This is a genomic window from Amycolatopsis sp. NPDC004378, assembly GCF_053602455.1.
Window position 1 is genome coordinate 405,968 of record NZ_JBSGDR010000001.1, and the last position, 16,602, is coordinate 422,569.

Sequence of the window (16,602 nt, forward strand, 5' to 3'; positions counted from 1 at the left end):
GGCGACACGCGCTGCGACCCGCCGACCGCATAGACTTCGGGGGTGGCGACGGCTCGTGACTACCGACAGCGGCGGCGCCTGCGACGGGACCGGCACGGCCGGGGCCTGCGCGGGACGCTGTACCCGGCGACCCTGCCCGCCGCCGCGAGCCGCGCGGAACGCTTCGACGCGCTGGTGCTGGACGCGCTGGAGCCGATCGAAGCCCGCTGGCGCCACGAGCTGACGAAGCTGGACGTCGCGGTCGACGACGTGCCGGAGGTCCGCGAGAACGGCCGCGCCCCGGCGGACGGCGTCCTGCACGACGGCGCGGTCCCGCTGTCGCGGCTGGTCCCGGCGGGCGTCGACCGGACGGGCATGCCGACGCGCGCCCGGATCGTGCTGTACCGGCGGCCCCTGGAGGCCCGGGCGAAGGACCCGTCGGAGCTGGCGGACCTGGTGCACGACGTGCTGGTGGAGCAGGTCGCCGGCTACCTGGGCGTGGAACCGGACGTCATCGAAGGCGAGTAGGGCCGACGCCGGGCCGGGACCGCCGTCAGCAGCGTGAACAGCACCGCCGCCAGCTGGGCGAGCAGCAGCAGGTTCCGTTCCGTGCCCGGGAACTCCACCGTCACCTCGGACGACGCCGGCGGCACCGAAACCGCGACCTGGTGCCCCCACGCCGGGACGATCGGCACCGGCTTGCCGCCCACCGAAGCCTTCCAGCCCGCTTCCTGCTCGGCCGCCAGCACCAGCAGCCGCCCGGTCGGGCCGTCCGAGACCCGGACGCGCACGTCCGGCAGGCCCGCCTGCACCGGCGCCACACCCGGCGCGTTCCCGGGCGCGCTGCCGCCCGTCACGGCCGCCTTGGCCTGCTCCGGCGAAATCAAGATCACTTGCCCCGCCGGGGAAAGCAGCTTCAGGACGCCGCGGCCGTCGGACGTCGGCGCGGCCACCGAGACCATGTCCTTGGCCAGCGGGAGGTACAGCTGCGGGTCGACGCCCGCCGGCAGCACCACGAACTGCACGCCGGCCGCGGCCGCGGCGGCGAACGTGCGCTGGACCGCCGCCGCGTCACCCTGGCCGAGGTCGCGGCGCCAGCCGGCCAGCCGGGTCGTGGTGCCCGGCGTCGGGGCCAGCTCGTCGTCGCCGTAGTGGGGCAGGCGGCCGCCGGTCTGGCGGGTCGCGTCCGGGGCGAGGTCCAGCACGGACCGGCCGGACGCGGCGACCTCGGCCGCCACCTCCGGCGCGAGCGAAGGCCGGGCCCCGGCCCGCAGCGGTCCGGCCGAGCCGACCACCACCGCGCCGGCGGCCAGGGCGAGGAACACCACGACCCCGGCGACCGCGAACACCTTCGGCAGCCACGTCGCCGGCACGCCGGCCGAGCCGCCGCGCTGCCACGAGCCGAGCACGACCCACAGCAGCCCGGCGCCGACGATCAGCAGCGGCACGCCCGCGTGGCCGTGGGCCGCCGGGCCGCCCTGCATCGGCGTCGCGGTCACCAGCCGCACCAGGACCAGCCCGCCGGCGCCCAGCGCGGCCAGGGCGAGTCCCCCGGCGGCGAGCTTCGTCGGCCGGACGACGATCGCGATCAGGGCCGCCGCGATCACCGCGACGCCGATCGGCCACGCGCCCGGCCCGCCGGGGTCGAGCCCGGCCAGGTCGGTCCCGGACACCGCCGAGGCCGCGCCGCCGAGGCCTTGCACGAGCAGTTCCGGGTGCCGGAGCAGGACCGTCGGCCACGGCAGCAGCAACGCCAGCGGCAGCAGCACCACGATGCCGACCGACGCGATCCGCCGCGCCAGGCCCGTCGGCGCGGGCAGCACGACGAAGCCGACCAGCAGCCCGGCGAGCGCGAGCCCGTGCGCCAGCGGCGAGAAGGCGCCGAGCAGCGCCACGCCGAACGCCGACAGCGCGGACACGTGCAGCCAGCGCGTGTCTGCCCGGGTCAGCAGCCCGGCGATGCCCGCGGCGACCGGCGGCAGCACCAGGTGCACCACGACGACGTCGAGCCGGCCCTGCGCCACCGCGGCGGTGGCGGCGGGCAGCAGCGCGTACGTCGCGGCGACGACCGCGCGGACCCACCGGCGCACGCGAAGCCGTCGCGTGGCCACGTACGCGCTCAGCGCGGCCAAGGGGATGTCACCGAGGACGAGGATCGCCACCAGCGCGGCCGGGCCACCGATCGGCGCGAACACCGCGCCCAGCGTGCCGAGCACCGGCAGGGCCGCCGACGTCGGCGCGCCGGTGCCGCCCGCGACCGCGTGCCACGGCTCGAGGTACGACGACCAGATCTCCCCCAGCCCGCCGACCGGCAGCAGCTTGCCGCCGAAGAGGTCCAGGCCGAGGCGGGCACGGTTGACGACCAGCCCCAGCGCGGTCAGCACGACGAGCAGCACCACCGGCGGCGCGAAGATCGTCGCCGCCAGCACGCGCCGGCGGTTCACCTCGACGAAGACGAGCTCCGGCTCTTCCGCCGGTTCCTCGGTTTCGGAGACCGGTTCGGGGGCCGCGGTTTCCGGCAGCGCGACGGCGACGAGCGTGCCCGGCCGGCGCAGCCCCGACCCCCGCGAGCTGAGCCCGCGCAGCGCGCCCGCGGGCAGCGCGTCCGGCCCGACCGGGCGGGTTTCGCGCGCGTCGAGCGCTTCCGGCGTCACCCACGCCGATTCGGTTTCGACGGTCTCGGGCACCCGGCCGAGCGCGACGTCCTCCTCGACGCCGCGGCGCACGAGCCCGACGACGCCCGCGCGGACGGCGTTGCGCAGCCGCGTCACGCGTCCGGTGAAGAGCCCGCGAACGCTGCCCGGCCGCGGATTCCGCCGCCGGTGGGCCCGCGCGGCGCGCAATCCGCCGCGTCCACTGAGGAGGTACACCGCGGCGCCGAACTCGGCCCGTGCTTCGCCGGTGCGGCGCAGCACGAAGAACGCCAGCGCGCGCAGCAGCGAAAGCAGCGGGAGCCGGAGCATCCCCAGCCAGAAGGAAAACGCCGGGCAGTTGACCAGGAAGACGCGCAGCCCGTGGGCGCGGTTCGCGGCGGCGAGCGGGGTGGCGACGGCGTCGGCCGGGCGCTGCCCGGTCGTGACGGCGCGTGCGTGCCGCACCCGCGCGGTGGGCACGGAGAGAACGAGGCCGCCGGCGGCGTTCGCGCGCCAGCCGAAGTCGAGATCCTCGCGCAGCAACGGGAATTCCGGGTCGAAGCCGCCGAGCTCGTCCCAGGCGTCGCGGCGCACCAGCGAGCCCGCGCTGGGGACGGCGAGCACCTCGGCGGGTTCTTCGCCGAGGGCGGCGATCTGCTGGCGGTGCCCGGAGGCGTCGGTGGAGAGGCCGGCTTCGACGATCAGGCGGGGGTCGGTCCAGTCGAGGCCGAGCGAGCCGAGCACGGTCGCCGACGGTGTTTTGGTGGCGACGCGCAGGAGTTCGTCGAGGCAGTCGGGTTCGGGTGCGCAGTCGTCGTGCAGCAGCCACAGCCAGGATCCGGGGTCGCCCCACCGCTCGGTGGCGTGCGCGACAGCTTCGGCGATCGCGGCGGCGAAGCCGGTATCACTCGAAAGTGTGATCACCCCGGACAGGACGGGGGACGAACCGGGGCCGGGGTCTTCGGCCGCTTCGGCGAGCAGCCGCGCGGTGGCGTCGGTCGATCCGGTGTCGACGGCGAGCACGTGCCGGGGCCGGACGGTGCTGCGGCGCAACGAGGAAAGCGCCAGCGGTAACCAGTTTTCGCCGTTGTGACAGACCACAATGGCCAGAACGGGCGCGGTGCGCAGGGCGGGCGGCGCGGCGGTGCGGGGCAACGAGGACTCCGGATCAGGCGGCGGATCGGTGCGGCCACCCTACGGCCCCGGTCCGTCACCCGGCGGTGAACCCACGCCGTGCGCCCACGCAGTGGAACCACGTGGGCGCACGGACGGAGACACGATTTCCGCCGAAGCCGCGCGCTCCACGCCCAACGCGAGCCACGGCGGGGGTCCGGGGGCCTGCCCCCGGGCGGGGTCTGGGGGTTGCACCCCCAGAAGACGCTGAAACGAGCGATCGCGGTTCGCGCGTTCCGCGAACACACCTCGCCCTAGATCGCTCGTTTCTTCAGCTTCCGGCGCTCCCGCTCGGACAGACCGCCCCAGATGCCGAAGCGTTCGTCGTGGGCCAGCGCGTACTCAAGGCACTCGTCCTTGACCTCGCAGCCCAGGCAGATCCGCTTGGCTTCGCGGGTGGAGCCGCCCTTCTCGGGGAAGAACGCCTCCGGGTCCGTCTGCGCGCACAGGGCGCGTTCTTGCCAGTCCTGCTCTTCCTCGGTGGCATCGATGAGCTCGGTGAGATCGCCCAGAGCCTGCTCCGGGATCTCGCCCCAACCCATGACGTGCCCCCATTCCTTACCATCGGCTTCCAACCGCACGTCCGCCTCCTCGCTCCCTAGCACTCCCCAGGCTGGCGGTGGTGAAACGACACTCGCCGTCCCCTCTCGGCGGCGAATGACATCACTGTGATTACACCCGTGTAGTGCGGTCAGGTCAAGCGGAGTAGCGAGTTCGGGGGACGGTCGGGCCCGTTCGCGCAAGGGGACACGCCGGTAACTTCACACCGGGCATACGGAAGACTGGAACCGTGCAGAAGTCAGCAGTGCGCCCCAGCCCGGTCTTCCTCGGCATCCTCGCGCTCACCGTCGCGGGCGGCGTGATGGCCGCGTTCGGGGACATCAACACGGTTTTCGTCCGCGACCGCGATCCGCTCCTCATCGCCGGTGTGGTGATCTTCGTCGCGGCCGGCTGGGTGGCGTCGCTTTCGCTGCACGAGTTCGGCCACGCGATGGTCGCCTACCGCGGTGGCGACTTCAGCGTCGCCCACAAGGGTTACCTCACCCTGGACGTGCGGAAGTACACCGATCCGGTCCTCTCGATCGTGCTGCCGCTGATCTTCCTGATCATCGGCGGCATCCCGCTGCCGGGTGGCGCGGTGTGGATCAACCGGGGTGCGCTGCGCAGCCGCGGGACGTCGACGTGGGTGTCGCTGGCCGGCCCGCTGAGCAACCTCGCGGTCGGCGCCGCGCTGGCGCTGGTCGTCTCCCTGGTCCCGATGGCGGGCGGCCTGGTGATCGCGATGTCCTACCTGGCGCTGCTGCAGGTCGTGACGTTCATCCTGAACATCCTGCCGATCCCGGGCCTCGACGGCTGGGGCGCGATCGAGCCGTACCTGCCGCCGCAGGCCCGCGCGTTCGGCGCGCAGGTGCGTCCGTGGGCGCCGATCCTGCTGTTCGCGCTGCTGTTCTTCTTCAAGCCGGCCAACGCCGCCCTGTGGGACGGTGCGTACGCGCTCTTCAACGCGTTCGGGGGCTATGTGGACGGTGCGCAGATCGGGGTCAGCGTCTTCCAGTTCTGGCGGTGAGGCCGAGCGCCGCGCGGGGAGGTCACGTGCGGCGCTCGGTCAGCCAGACGTGTGCCCGCTTCCACACCACGCGCAGGCCCGACCGCTCACCGAGGTAGTCCCCCGCCGCGCCGACGACCGGCAACATGCCGATCGCACGGTGCAGGAAGTTGCCGCGCGGCCGCTTCTCCAGCTCTCCGGTGATGCCCAGCAACCCGCGGCCCAGGCGCCACAGCGTGCCCGCCGCCGCCTTGATCGTCGCCTTGCCGTGTTTCTTCTCCGACGCCGTCAGCTCTTCGGTGAGCTTCGCCGCTTCGTCCGCCTCCGCGGCTTCGTCGTGGTCCGGGTGCTTGCCCGCCGCGAGGTCCACGTCGATTTCGCGCTCGAAGAGCACCCACGCGATGAGCCGGACCCGGGTGCCGACGTCGGTCACGCCGTACTCGCCCGCGATCGCGCACAGCAGCAGGCCCTGCGACGCCGCCCCCAGCGCGTCCTGCACCGGCAGCCGGTCGGCCAGCGCGCCGCCCAGGCCCGGGATGGACGTCAGCAGCGCCGTGAAGCGGCCGACGCGGTTCATCCACCAGCTCGACCGGTCGTAGCCCGTCATGCGCGCCCACGCCGCCGTGCCGGGCACCTTCACCGACGTCACGCCGTTGATCAGCTTCGCCTTGAGCCCCGGCTCGACCTCGGCGAGGTCCTCGCGCGCCCGCGCCTGCAGGCCGAACGGGTCGGACTCGCGCAGTGCGTCGAGCACCGGCCCGCACGCCCGGACGAACGGCCGCAGCACCGCCACGACCTGCTTGTCGGAAATCGCCTCAGCCACGTCCCGGTTTCCTTCCCGCCGCCCGGCCCAGCCCGCCGCCGAGCACCAGCGCCGCCGGCAGCGCGCTCGCGCCGAGCAGCACCAGCGCGCGCCAGTCCTGGATCAGCACCAGGTCGCCGCCCGGGCCCAGCATGCCGAACCCGAACACGACGACCACCCACACGGCCAGGGGTACCCACGAAAGGCCGGGCCGCACCAGCTTGCCCGCCGTCGAGACCAGCCACGGCGTGGTGACCGCGCCGACGAGGACCGTCACCGGCAGCGGCACGACGCCGATCCGCAGCGGCAGGAAGAACAGCTCCAGCACGGCCAGCAGCACCGCGTCGAGGGCGAGCAGCACCAGGAACAGGACCTGCTCGGTCGTCAGCCGGTCCGGCACGGTCACAGCCCGCCGAACAGGTCGTGCGCCGCGCCCTCGGCCGGGCCGTGGGCGAGGACGAAGGCGTCGCGGGCCGGGATCGGCTGGGCGAGCTCGTTCGTCAGCGCGAAGTACGGGACGTCGCCGTCGACCACGGCCAGCTGCGTCGCGTGCGCGCGCAGGGCCGCCAGCTTCGCCGGGACGTGCGCGGCGACGTCGAGCACCGTCGTGATCTCCTCGTCGGCCGTCGTGGGCAGCTCGTCGTCCGGCGGGACGCGGTGTTCGGTGCCCCGCGCCCGCAGCGCGGCCAGCCCGGTGCGCACCGCGGTCCGGGACGCCACCGTGTGGAACACGCGGGCCACGGACTCCGCCCGCGGCGCGGCCGCCATGGTGATCTCGTGGGCCCGGATGTGGTCGGGGTGGCCGTAGCCGCCGAAGGCGTCGTAGGTGACGACGACCTGGGGCCGCACCTCGTCGAGGATCTCCGCGAGCTGCGCGGCCTGCTCCTCGGCGCTGCCGCCGGTGAACGCCCGCGGGTGCGACGCCGACGGGGTGCCCGCCATGCCCGAATCGCGCCACCGGCCGATCCCGCCCAGATAACGATGTCGTGACACCCCCAGCGCGGCGCACGCGGCCTTCAGCTCGGCGACGCGGTAGCCGCCGAGCTGGTCGGCGGCCCACGAGCCGAGCCCGGCCAGCTCGGGCAGGCCGGCCATGATCTCGCCCTCCTCGCCCAACGTGCAGGTCACCACGGTCACCTCGGCGCCTTCGGCGGCGTATCGTGCGATCGTGGCGCCGGTGGTGATGCTTTCGTCGTCGGGATGGGCGTGGACGAGCAGCAGCCTGCGCGGTACCGGGGAGATCACGGGTTGAGCGTAATTCCCGTGCTCCGACCTAAGTCGGGGACACCCTCGGTTATCCTCGCGCGAGTCGCGACCGCCGCGTCGCGCCTCGTTGTACCCCCACGAAGGGCATCTGGTGAGCACTGAAGCAACTTCGGCGGACGTCGCCGGCGTGTCAGGATCGGTTCTGTCGATCTCCGACCTGAGCGTGTCGTTCCGGACCGAGGACGGCATCGTCGAAGCCGTCAAGGGCATCGGGTTCGATGTCAAGCCCGGCGAGATCGTCGCGGTGGTCGGGGAGTCCGGGTCCGGCAAGTCCGTCACGTCGATGTCGGTGCTGGGCCTGCTGCCCAAGACCAGCAAGATCGCCGGCGAGCTGCGCCTCGGCGAGCGGAACCTGGCCAGCCTCTCCGAGAAGGAGAAGCAGAAGATCCGCGGCAACCAGGTCGCGATGATCTTCCAGGAGCCGATGACCGCGCTGAACCCGGTCTACACGGTCGGCTGGCAGCTGCGCGAGGCCCTGCGCGCGCACCAGGACATCTCGAAGGCGGCCGCCGACAAGCGCGCGGTCGAGCTGCTCGACATGGTCGGCATCCCGAACCCGCCGCTGCGGTTCAAGCAGTACCCGCACCAGCTCTCGGGCGGGCTGCGCCAGCGCGTCGTCATCGCCATGGCGATCGCCTGCGACCCGCAGGTCATCATCGCCGACGAGCCGACCACGGCGCTCGACGTCACCGTCCAGGCCGAGATCCTGGGCCTGCTGCGCAAGCTGCGGGACACCCTCGACACCGCGATCGTGCTGATCACGCACGACATGGGCGTCGTCGCCGACATGGCCGACCGCGTCATCGTCATGTACCAGGGCGAGATCGTCGAAGAGGCGCCGGTGCGCGAGCTGTTCGCGTCGCCGAAGGAGGACTACACCCGGCGGCTGCTCGCCGCGGTGCCGGTGCTCGGCCAGCGTCCCGAGGGACGCCGCCTGCTCGACGACGCCGGCGTCACCACCGACAGCTCCGAGGCGGCCAAGATCGCCGAAGAGATCCGGCTGGCGGACGAAGAGCTCGAGGCCGTGATCGAGGAGGCCGCGCCGGCCCTGGAGATCAAGAACCTGGTGCTCGAGTACCCGGGCCGCCGCGGTCAGGGCAAGAACCGCGCGGTCGACGACGTCTCGCTGACCATCGCCAAGGGCGAGATCGTCGGCCTGGTCGGCGAGTCCGGCTCGGGCAAGACGACGGTCGGCCGCTGCGCGATCCGCCTGCTCGACCCGACGTCGGGCACGGTCTCGATCGCGGGCAAGGACATCACGAAGATGTCGGCGAAGGAGCTTCGCCCGCTTCGCCGGTACTTCTCGATCGTGTTCCAGGACCCGGCGTCGACGCTGGACCCGAAGATGACGATCGGCGAGTCGATCGCCGAGCCGATGGTGCTGCACAAGGTGCTCTCCGGCAAGGAGCTCGCGGCTCGCGTGCGTTCGCTGCTCGACAAGGTCGAGCTGGGCGGGCACTACATGAACCGCTACCCGCACGAGCTCTCCGGCGGCCAGCGCCAGCGCGTGGCGATCGCCCGCGCGCTCTCGCTCGACCCGGCCCTGCTCATCGCGGACGAGCCGACGTCGGCGCTGGACGTCTCGGTGCAGGCCCGCGTGCTGGACCTGTTCCTCGACCTGCAGCAGTCGCTGCAGTTCGCGTGCCTGTTCATCAGCCACGACCTGGCGGTGGTCGACCTGCTGGCCGACCGCGTCGCGGTGATGCAGCACGGCAAGCTCGTCGAGGTCGGCACGCGCGACCAGGTGCTGCACTCGCCGCAGCAGGACTACACGCGCCGCCTGCTGTCCGCGGCGCCGGTCGCGGACCCGGTGCTGCAGGCCGAGCGCCGCGCGGCCTGGGAGGCGGGCAGGCTGGCCCCCGTGGCCGACTGAGGCACTCCGGCACGCGGAAGGCCGCCACCCGGCTCGGGTGGCGGCCTTCCGGCGTTCCGGGACCTCAGCCGACGCGGATGCGGGGGTCGAGGATGCCGTACATCAGGTCCGCGATCAGGTTCGCCACCACGACGCTCGCCGCGATCACCACCAGCCAGCCCATCAGCACCTGCGGGTCGTTCTTGTTGACCGCCTCCACCAGCAGCGTGCCCATGCCGTGCCAGGTGAAGACCGTCTCCGTGATGATCGCGCCCGTGACCGTGGCGCCGAAGTTGACCGAGAACAGCGTCATCACCGGGATCAGCGCGTTGCGGAAGGCGTGGCGCCAGATCACGCGCGTGTTCGAGACGCCCTTGGCGCGCGCCGTGCGGACGAAGTCGGCGTTCAGGACCTCCAGCATCGACGCCCGCTGGAAACGGCTGTACGCGGCGAACGTGATCGCCATGATGGACAGCGTCGGCAGCAGGAACGCGCCGACGTACTTCGCGAGCGCGTCGCCGACGCCGGTCGCCGAGAGGCTCTCCGGGCTCGTCGTGCGCAGCCACGGGTCGCCCAGGACGTCGGCTAGGCCCAGGTCGCGCACCCAGCTGTTGAGGCGGATCGCGTAGCCCTTGAGGACGATGGCGACGCAGAAGATCGGCATCGAGAACATCAGGAACGCCAGCGTCGTCGCGAGGTAGTCCCAGATCGAGTACTGCTTGACCGCGGCGAGGACGCCGACCAGCACGCCGAAGACCAGCGCCAGGACCGACGCGGCGACCACCAGCTCGAGCGTGACCCGGAACGCCGCCATCACCTTCGGCTGGACCGCCTGGAGCGCGTTGCCCTGGGCGATGGAGATGCCCCAGTCGCCGGTCAGGAAGTGGCCGAGCCAGGTGAAGTACCGCGCGACGACGCTCTGGTCGAGGCCGAGCCGGTGTTCGGTGTCGGCGATGGCCTGGGCGCTGATCCCGGGCTTGCTCCGCAGCTCACCGAGCGGGTCGCCGGTGTTGGCCACCATGACGAAGCAGAGGAAGGTGCCGACCAGCAGGACCGGGATCGAGACGGCCAGCCGGCGGAGCACGTAGAGCACGAGATTCATCCGAAACCCCCAGGTCCGGCGATCCCCGCTGGAAACGGACGCGGGGGCGACCGGAACCGGTCACCCCCGCGTCGCGCGTTCAGGCCTTCATTCTCCGCTGCCGCGGGTCGAAGGCGTCGCGAAGACCGTCACCGATGAAGTTGATCGTCAGTGAAATCAGCACGAGCACGATGAACGGGCCGAAGAACAGCGCCGGCCGCGTCTGCAGCTGGGCGTAGTTCTCCAGGATGACGCGGCCGAGCGAGGTGTCCGGCAGCTGGACACCGAGGCCGATGAACGACAGCGCGGCTTCCGCCAGCACGGCCTGCGCGACCGCGAGGGTCGCGTTGACCGTGATGCTGCCGACCATGTTCGGCACCAGGTGCTTGAAGATGATCCGGAACGTGCCGGCACCCGAGGCGCGGGCCGCGTCGACGAACTCGCGCTGGGCGAGCGACATCGCCTCGGCCCGGGTGATCCGGGCGATCTGCATCCAGCCGAACGCCGCCAGCACCAGCGCGACGATGTACCAGGAACCACCGCCGAACACCTTCGCCAGGATGGCCGCGGCGGCGATCTGCGGGATGATCAGGAACAGGTCCGTCACCCGGGAGATCGCCGAGTCGGTGAACCGGCGCAGGTAGCCCGCCAGGGCCCCGAGGACGACGCCGACCACGGTCGACAGGATCGACACCGTCAGCGCGATCAGCAGCGAGAACTGGGTGCCGCGCAGGATCTGCGACACCATGTCCTTGCCGACCTGGGTGGTGCCCAGCGGGAAGTCGGCGCTCGGCTTGGCGAACGACGGGAACGAGCTGTCCTCGTAGTTGTGCTTCCAGAAGATCGGCAAGATGATGCTGAGCAGCACGATCAGGATCAGCACCGCCGTCGACGCCATCGCCAGCTTGTGGTGCAGGAACTTCCGGAGCACCAGCTTGCCCTGGCTCCGGGGTTCGGGCAGGGACTCCGCCGGCAGGGTGCCGTCGGCGGCCGCGGTCTCGCTCGCGAGAAGAGAGTTCAAGTCAGCCAACGCGAATCCTCGGGTCCAGGATGCCGTACATCAGGTCGGCGATCAGGTTGGCGACGATCACGCTGGTGGCGATCACCACGAGCCAGCCCATCATCACCTGAGTGTCGTTCTTCCCCACGGCTTCCACCAGCAATGTGCCCATACCGTGCCAGTTGAACACCGTTTCGGTGATGATGGCGCCGGCGAGGACCGAGCCGAAGTTCACCGAGAACAGCGTCGTGACGGGGATGAGGGCGTTGCGGAACGCGTGCCGGAAGATGACCCGGCCGTTCGCGAGGCCCTTGGCCCGCGCGGTGCGCACGTAGTCCGAGCCCAGGACCTCGAGCATCGAGGCGCGCTGGAACCGGCTGTAGGCGGCGAAGCTGATCGCCATGATCGAGAGCACCGGGAGCAGGTAGGCGCCGATGGTGCTGGCTATGAAGTCGCCGACGCCGTCGGTTTTCAGCTGCTCCGGGCTGGTCGTGCGCAGCCACGGGTTGCCGAGGATGTCGGTCAGGCCGAGGTCGCGCACCCAGCCGTTGATCTCGATCGCGTAGTTCTTGAGCACGATCGCCACGCAGAAGATCGGCATCGAGAACAGCAGGAAGGCCAGCGTCGTGGCGATGTAGTCGATGATCGAGTACTGCTTCACCGCGGCGAGCACGCCGACGATGATCCCGATGATCAGCGCCAGGATCTCGGCTCCGACGACCAGCTTGAAGGTGACGCCGAAGGCGGCCATCACCTTGGGGGCGACCGGCGCGAGGGCGTTGCCCTGTGCGATGGACGTGCCCCAGTCACCCGTGAGGAAGTGCCCGAGCCACTGGAAGTACCGCGGCACGATGCCCTGGTCCAGCCCCATCTTGTGGGAGAGGGCGTCGATGGCTTCCTTGCTCATCTGCGGGTTGTGGCGGAGCTCGCCCAGCGGGTCACCGGTGGCGGCGACCATCACGAACGACAAAAAGGTCCCGACCAGGAGGACGGGAATCGATATCGCCAGACGGCGAAGGATGTAGATCACCAGGTTCAACGAACTGCTCCTCATCCGGGCCTGGTCGTCAGAAGTGCGCTGGACCGCTACCCGGTTGTCTACCGTAGTGGGGGTAACCCTACGGTCAACAGCTACTTCCGGTGGGTACCGGGGCCCGGCTCGTGGCCGGACCCCGGTACCTCCCAGGTCATCTGGAACGAGGGGAACGAAGAGGCAGGGCGGACCCTACTTCTTCTGCTCCCACTCGCCGGCGTTCCACAGCACACCGTTGTAGGACTGCATGTACACGCGGTCGATGCCCTTGAACGCCCACATGCTCGGCGTCTGGAACAGCGGCACGGTCGCGTACTTGTCCGCGATGGCCTTGTCGGCGGCCTGGTAGCTCTGCGTCTTGACCGTCTCGTCGGTCGCCTTCACCGCGGCGTTGAACGACTCGTTGATCTTCTGGTCGCAGAGGTTCTGGTAGTTCTGGTCACCGCCGTCGTTCGGGCAGACGTAGATCGAGCGCGACTGCGACTTGAACGGCGCCGAGGACCAGCCGAACAGCGCGACGTCGTAGTCACCGGTCGAGACGCGGCCGCCCTTGAGGAAGTTGGCGTCGGTCTCGTCCTTGACCTCGATGCCGGCCGCCTTGGCCTGCGAGATGATGATCTCGACGGTCTGGCTGCGGCGGGCGTTCTGGTTGTGCGTGATCTTGAACGAAGCACGCTGGCCGCCCTTGGCGAAGATGCCGTCGGCACCCTTGACCCAGCCGGCGTCGCTCAGGGTCTTGGCCGCCGCCTCGGCGCCCAGCCCGGCCTTGCTGCTGTAGAGGTCGGTGTAGCCCTCTTCACCCTGGAAGAACACGACCGAGTTCAGCGGAGCGGCGTCGGCCTGGACTTCCTTGAGCAGCTTGTCGGTGATCGCCTTGCGGTCGATCGACTCGAAGAACGCCTTGCGCAGCGCGTCGTCCTTGAACATGCGGTTGAACTGCAGGTCAAGGTGCTCGTAGGTGAGCTGCGGGGCCGAGCCGTAGGTCACGCCCTGCGGCGCGAGGCCCTTCATCGTGTTGGCCGCGGTGGCGTCCGGCTGGGTCGACGCCGCGACGTCGATCTCACCGTTCTGCAGCGCGGTCGCCATGGCCTTGGTGTCTTCCATGGCGCGCACGACGATCTTCGCCGGGCCGCCCTTGCCGCCCGCCCAGTTCGGGTTCTTCACGAGCGTGACGGACTTCTGGTTCGCGTCGAACGCGTCGATCATGTACGGGCCCGAGGCCGGCATGATCGACTTGTCGAAGCCCTTCCACTTGTTCGTCCAGAAGTCACCGGCCTTGGAGAGCTGGGCCGGGTCACCGGTCGGCGCGAGCTTGGTGATGTCCGCGATGCCGGTCTTCTGCTCGAGGATGTGCGCCGGCAGGATCGAGACGCCGCTGAACAGGCCCTTGTAGTCGAGGTACGGCTCGCTGAAGTCCGTCTCGAAGGTCAGGTTGTCCTTGCAGGTCGCGGTCTTGATCTTGTCGTAACCGGTGGTCGAGGCCGAGTTGAACGGGTTCTTGCCGTCCGTGCCCTTGGCCTGGCCGCTCTGCGAGAGCCAGTTCAGGTAGAAGTCCTTGCAGTCGAACGGCTGGTTGTCCGACCACTTGAGGTTCGGCTTGATCTTGTACGTGACGACCTGCGGGTCCTTGGAGGTCACGTCGACCGAGTCGAGGATGTCCTTGTTGAGCAGCACCTTGTTGTTGCCGTCGAGGACGAACGAGTCTTCGAGGACGGCGGTCAAGATGTAGGTGTTGTACGAGCTGTTGGTGTCCGGGGTCTGGTTGTTGTACCCCGAGTACCCGTCGTCGATCCCGACCGTGACCGTGCCGTCCCAGCCCTTGACGTCCGCGAGCTTGAACGAGTCACCCTGCTCGGCCTTGCCCACCGCCATCGCCTTGACGTCGGTCGACGATCCGTTCTGGTCGGTGCTGCCCGAGCCCGAGTCGCCACCGCTGCAGGCGCTCAGCAGCAGCGAAGCGCCTGCGACGAGCGACAAGGCGGAGACTGCTTTGGTTCTCCTCATGAAGTGTGCCCTCCTAGCACTGAGCCCCTGAATTGTGACAAGGACCCACACCGCTCCGGTTTGGTGCCGGAGCCTACGACACGCCAAGCGACACTCAACTGGCGCACTGCGGGAGCACGCTAGAAAGGAAAAGCACCGACAGTCACCAGTTCAGGGTCGATCGTGACCAAAGGGTGACTTCCAGCCGACATCCAGAAATACGACGGTTACCTCACGGATTCACTGCGTCCCACTCGAAGGCGTGTGTCAAGATCACCCGGTAGTACTGAATGCGTAGCCGAGCGATTACTTCGGGCCGCGAGTCCAGTTCACGGCGGACCCGAACGGGCCCACCATGGGGGGACCGGGTGTGACACCCGAGATACCCGAACCGATCGCCAGGGTGTCAGCCAATTGGAACAACGGGATCACCACGTTCTGACGCCAAAGTTCAGGCTCAAGGGTGGTCAGGGCCTCCCCGGCGGGGGTCGCCCCGGACAGCGCCGCGTCGATCGAGGGCTGCAGCGCCGGGTCGCAGAACCCCGCCGAATTGCCCGGTACGACGGGTTTCGTCTTGTCCGCGCCCGCGGCCGTCTGCTCGGGGCGGCAGCCGAAGGTCGACGCGAGCACCGAAGCCGAGTCGCCGCCGGCGGCCTGCGGCACGACCGCGATGTCGACGCCGACGTTGCCCGCCGAGTCGCCGGTCGGCTGCTGGACCCCGTTCACGACCGGCATCGCGAGCAGGCCGCTGAACAGGTCGCGCGGCTGCGGCGTGATCGCGTTGACCTCGATGCCCTGCGCGGCGAGCTGGCTGGTGAGCTCCTTGGCGATCGTCGCGTACGGCTCCTGCGTGCCCGGCGAGGCGATCACCAGCGAGAGGGCCTTGCCGTTCTTGCGCCAGGTGCCCGCGGTCTTCGCGTAGCCGGCCGCCTTCAGCGACTCTTCGGCCTTCGCGACGTCGGGCGCGGTCGGCGGGCCGGGCGGGATGGTCGCCGCGTAGCCCTTCACCGACGGCGCTGTCACCTGCGCGTCCGCGTGCAGCTGTGACGACGGGCCGCCGTTGACGCCCTCGGTGACGAGCTTGGGCCGGTCGACCAGGGCGGCGATGCCCGCCCGCACCTGGGCGTCCTGCAGGGTGGCGCTGACCGGGCGCAGCAGCACGTCGGCCACCAGGGGCCGGGCGACGGTGTGCAGCTGCACGGCCGGGCCGAGCTCGCCCAGCAGCTTGAGCTCGTCGCCGGTGGTCCTGGCCAGCGCGAACTGGTCGTTGCCGCTGCGCAGCGCGGCCAGCAGCGTGTTCTGGTCCGAGCGGCGCAGCACGATCCGGTCGATCGCCGCGGGCTTCTCCCAGTAGCGCTCGTTGCGCTCGAGGATCACTTCGCCGCGGGCGGTGTCGAGGCTCTTGATCGAGAACGGACCGGCGACGGCCGGGAAGTTCGAGGCCAGCGCCCCGCGCCAGCCGTCGGGCGCGTCCTTGAGCAGGTGGGCGGGCAGCAGGTCCGAGAACAGCGTCTGCCAGCCGGGGTACGGCTTGGCGAAGGTGACCTCGACGCGCTTGCCGCCCTCGCGGGACTGCAGGTCGGTGATCTGCCGGTAGCCCGCCGGCTCGATCACGCCGGGCTGGTCGCGCATCTGCGTGCGCAGGTAGTCGAAGTCCTCGGCGGCGATGGGCGCGCCGTCGGACCAGGACGCGTCCGGCCGGATCTCGTAGGCGACCACGAACGGCTGCTGCGAGACCACCTCGGCGGACTTCATGAGGCTCTTGTCGAGCAGGGTGGCGCCGTCGTCCTTCTGCCGGAACACCGAGGGCAGCAGCAGCTGCGAGAGCGCCGAGGTGACCTGCGAGGAGTCGGCGAGGTTGTGCGGGTTGTACCCGCCGAGCACGTCGTCGACCCCGACGACGATCTGCGACGGCGTCTTCCCCGTGGTCGAGGCGGGCGGGACCGACGAGGACACCACCGGTGGCGGCGGGGTGTTCGAGCAGGCGGTGACCAGCACGGCCGCGAGCGCCAGCACCGGCACCGCCTTGCGTTTCACCCGCACGCCCCGTTCCTCCCCAGAAGTCCGCCGATCGGGTCAGCCATGCTCCCACGACCGCGTCCGCGGCCGGAACCGAGATTCCCATACCCGGATCGGCCGGTCCCGGCGCCCCATGGTGCCGGTACGGGGAAAGACGCGCGAAGGACCGTCCGGGTTCCCGGACCGTTCCGGAACGGCGGAACGAACACGCGCCGGACACGGGACGGTATTCACC

At 70.7% G+C, this 16,602-nt stretch carries 13 protein-coding genes; 3 read left to right on the top strand and 10 right to left on the bottom strand.

Features of this window, described 5'->3' with window-relative positions:
* Positions 1 to 42: 42 nt before the first annotated feature.
* The gene (locus ACWEN0_RS02025) at positions 43 to 507 is read left to right on the top strand and encodes a metallopeptidase family protein (RefSeq protein ID WP_257918203.1); all 465 of its coding nucleotides are present in this window, start codon (positions 43 to 45) and stop codon (positions 505 to 507) included.
* On the opposite strand, the gene ACWEN0_RS02030 is transcribed toward ACWEN0_RS02025, so the two are convergent.
* Positions 468 to 3,767 (bottom strand): glycosyltransferase, encoded by a 3,300-nt coding sequence (locus ACWEN0_RS02030; RefSeq protein WP_451968085.1) that lies wholly within the window; start codon positions 3,765 to 3,767, stop codon positions 468 to 470. The two genes, ACWEN0_RS02025 and ACWEN0_RS02030, sit on opposite strands and share 40 nt — an antisense overlap.
* A gap of 272 nt (positions 3,768 to 4,039) precedes the next feature.
* Complete coding sequence (locus ACWEN0_RS02035) at positions 4,040 to 4,327, bottom strand: WhiB family transcriptional regulator (protein ID WP_257918562.1); 288 nt, start codon at positions 4,325 to 4,327, stop codon at positions 4,040 to 4,042.
* A 263-nt stretch (positions 4,328 to 4,590) separates the two neighbouring features.
* Here ACWEN0_RS02035 and ACWEN0_RS02040 point away from each other — a divergent pair, with 263 nt between their 5' ends.
* Positions 4,591 to 5,352, top strand: a complete 762-nt coding sequence (locus ACWEN0_RS02040; protein WP_451969809.1) for a site-2 protease family protein — start codon at positions 4,591 to 4,593, stop codon at positions 5,350 to 5,352.
* Positions 5,353 to 5,374: 22 nt separating this feature from the next.
* Here the strand turns inward: ACWEN0_RS02040 and ACWEN0_RS02045 are convergent, their stop codons facing one another.
* Genes ACWEN0_RS02045 through mshB form a run of 3 tightly spaced genes read right to left on the bottom strand, consistent with a single transcriptional unit; the run spans position 5,375 to position 7,378 of the window.
* Positions 5,375 to 6,154, bottom strand: coding sequence for a hypothetical protein (locus tag ACWEN0_RS02045; protein WP_451968087.1), 780 nt, complete (start codon positions 6,152 to 6,154; stop codon positions 5,375 to 5,377).
* A complete protein-coding gene (locus ACWEN0_RS02050; RefSeq protein ID WP_451968089.1) occupies positions 6,147 to 6,539 on the bottom strand; it encodes a hypothetical protein in 393 nt (130 codons plus the stop codon). The genes ACWEN0_RS02045 and ACWEN0_RS02050 overlap by 8 nt, the downstream gene beginning before the upstream one ends.
* Positions 6,536 to 7,378: an N-acetyl-1-D-myo-inositol-2-amino-2-deoxy-alpha-D-glucopyranoside deacetylase gene (gene mshB / locus ACWEN0_RS02055; protein WP_451968091.1), complete on the bottom strand. Its 843-nt coding sequence runs from the start codon at positions 7,376 to 7,378 to the stop codon at positions 6,536 to 6,538. The genes ACWEN0_RS02050 and mshB overlap by 4 nt, the downstream gene beginning before the upstream one ends.
* 112 nt (positions 7,379 to 7,490) lie before the next feature.
* Between mshB and ACWEN0_RS02060 the strand changes: the two genes are divergently transcribed.
* A complete protein-coding gene (locus tag ACWEN0_RS02060; RefSeq protein WP_451968093.1) occupies positions 7,491 to 9,272 on the top strand; it encodes an ABC transporter ATP-binding protein in 1,782 nt (593 codons plus the stop codon).
* A 64-nt stretch (positions 9,273 to 9,336) separates the two neighbouring features.
* Here ACWEN0_RS02060 and ACWEN0_RS02065 read toward each other — a convergent pair whose 3' ends face one another.
* From ACWEN0_RS02065 to ACWEN0_RS02085, 5 genes are all read right to left on the bottom strand, one after another.
* Positions 9,337 to 10,353 carry an ABC transporter permease gene (locus tag ACWEN0_RS02065; RefSeq protein ID WP_451968094.1) on the bottom strand — a complete coding sequence of 339 codons (1,017 nt, stop codon included), beginning with the start codon at positions 10,351 to 10,353 and terminating at the stop codon, positions 9,337 to 9,339.
* A gap of 79 nt (positions 10,354 to 10,432) precedes the next feature.
* The gene (locus tag ACWEN0_RS02070) at positions 10,433 to 11,362 is read right to left on the bottom strand and encodes an ABC transporter permease (RefSeq protein WP_451968095.1); all 930 of its coding nucleotides are present in this window, start codon (positions 11,360 to 11,362) and stop codon (positions 10,433 to 10,435) included.
* Entirely contained in the window at positions 11,355 to 12,371 is a 1,017-nt protein-coding gene (locus tag ACWEN0_RS02075) for an ABC transporter permease (RefSeq protein ID WP_451968097.1), read from the bottom strand. The genes ACWEN0_RS02070 and ACWEN0_RS02075 overlap by 8 nt, the downstream gene beginning before the upstream one ends.
* A gap of 186 nt (positions 12,372 to 12,557) precedes the next feature.
* The gene (locus ACWEN0_RS02080) at positions 12,558 to 14,369 is read right to left on the bottom strand and encodes an ABC transporter family substrate-binding protein (RefSeq protein WP_451968099.1); all 1,812 of its coding nucleotides are present in this window, start codon (positions 14,367 to 14,369) and stop codon (positions 12,558 to 12,560) included.
* Positions 14,370 to 14,654: 285 nt separating this feature from the next.
* Positions 14,655 to 16,391 carry an ABC transporter family substrate-binding protein gene (locus ACWEN0_RS02085; protein ID WP_451968102.1) on the bottom strand — a complete coding sequence of 579 codons (1,737 nt, stop codon included), beginning with the start codon at positions 16,389 to 16,391 and terminating at the stop codon, positions 14,655 to 14,657.
* Positions 16,392 to 16,602 lie beyond the last annotated feature (211 nt).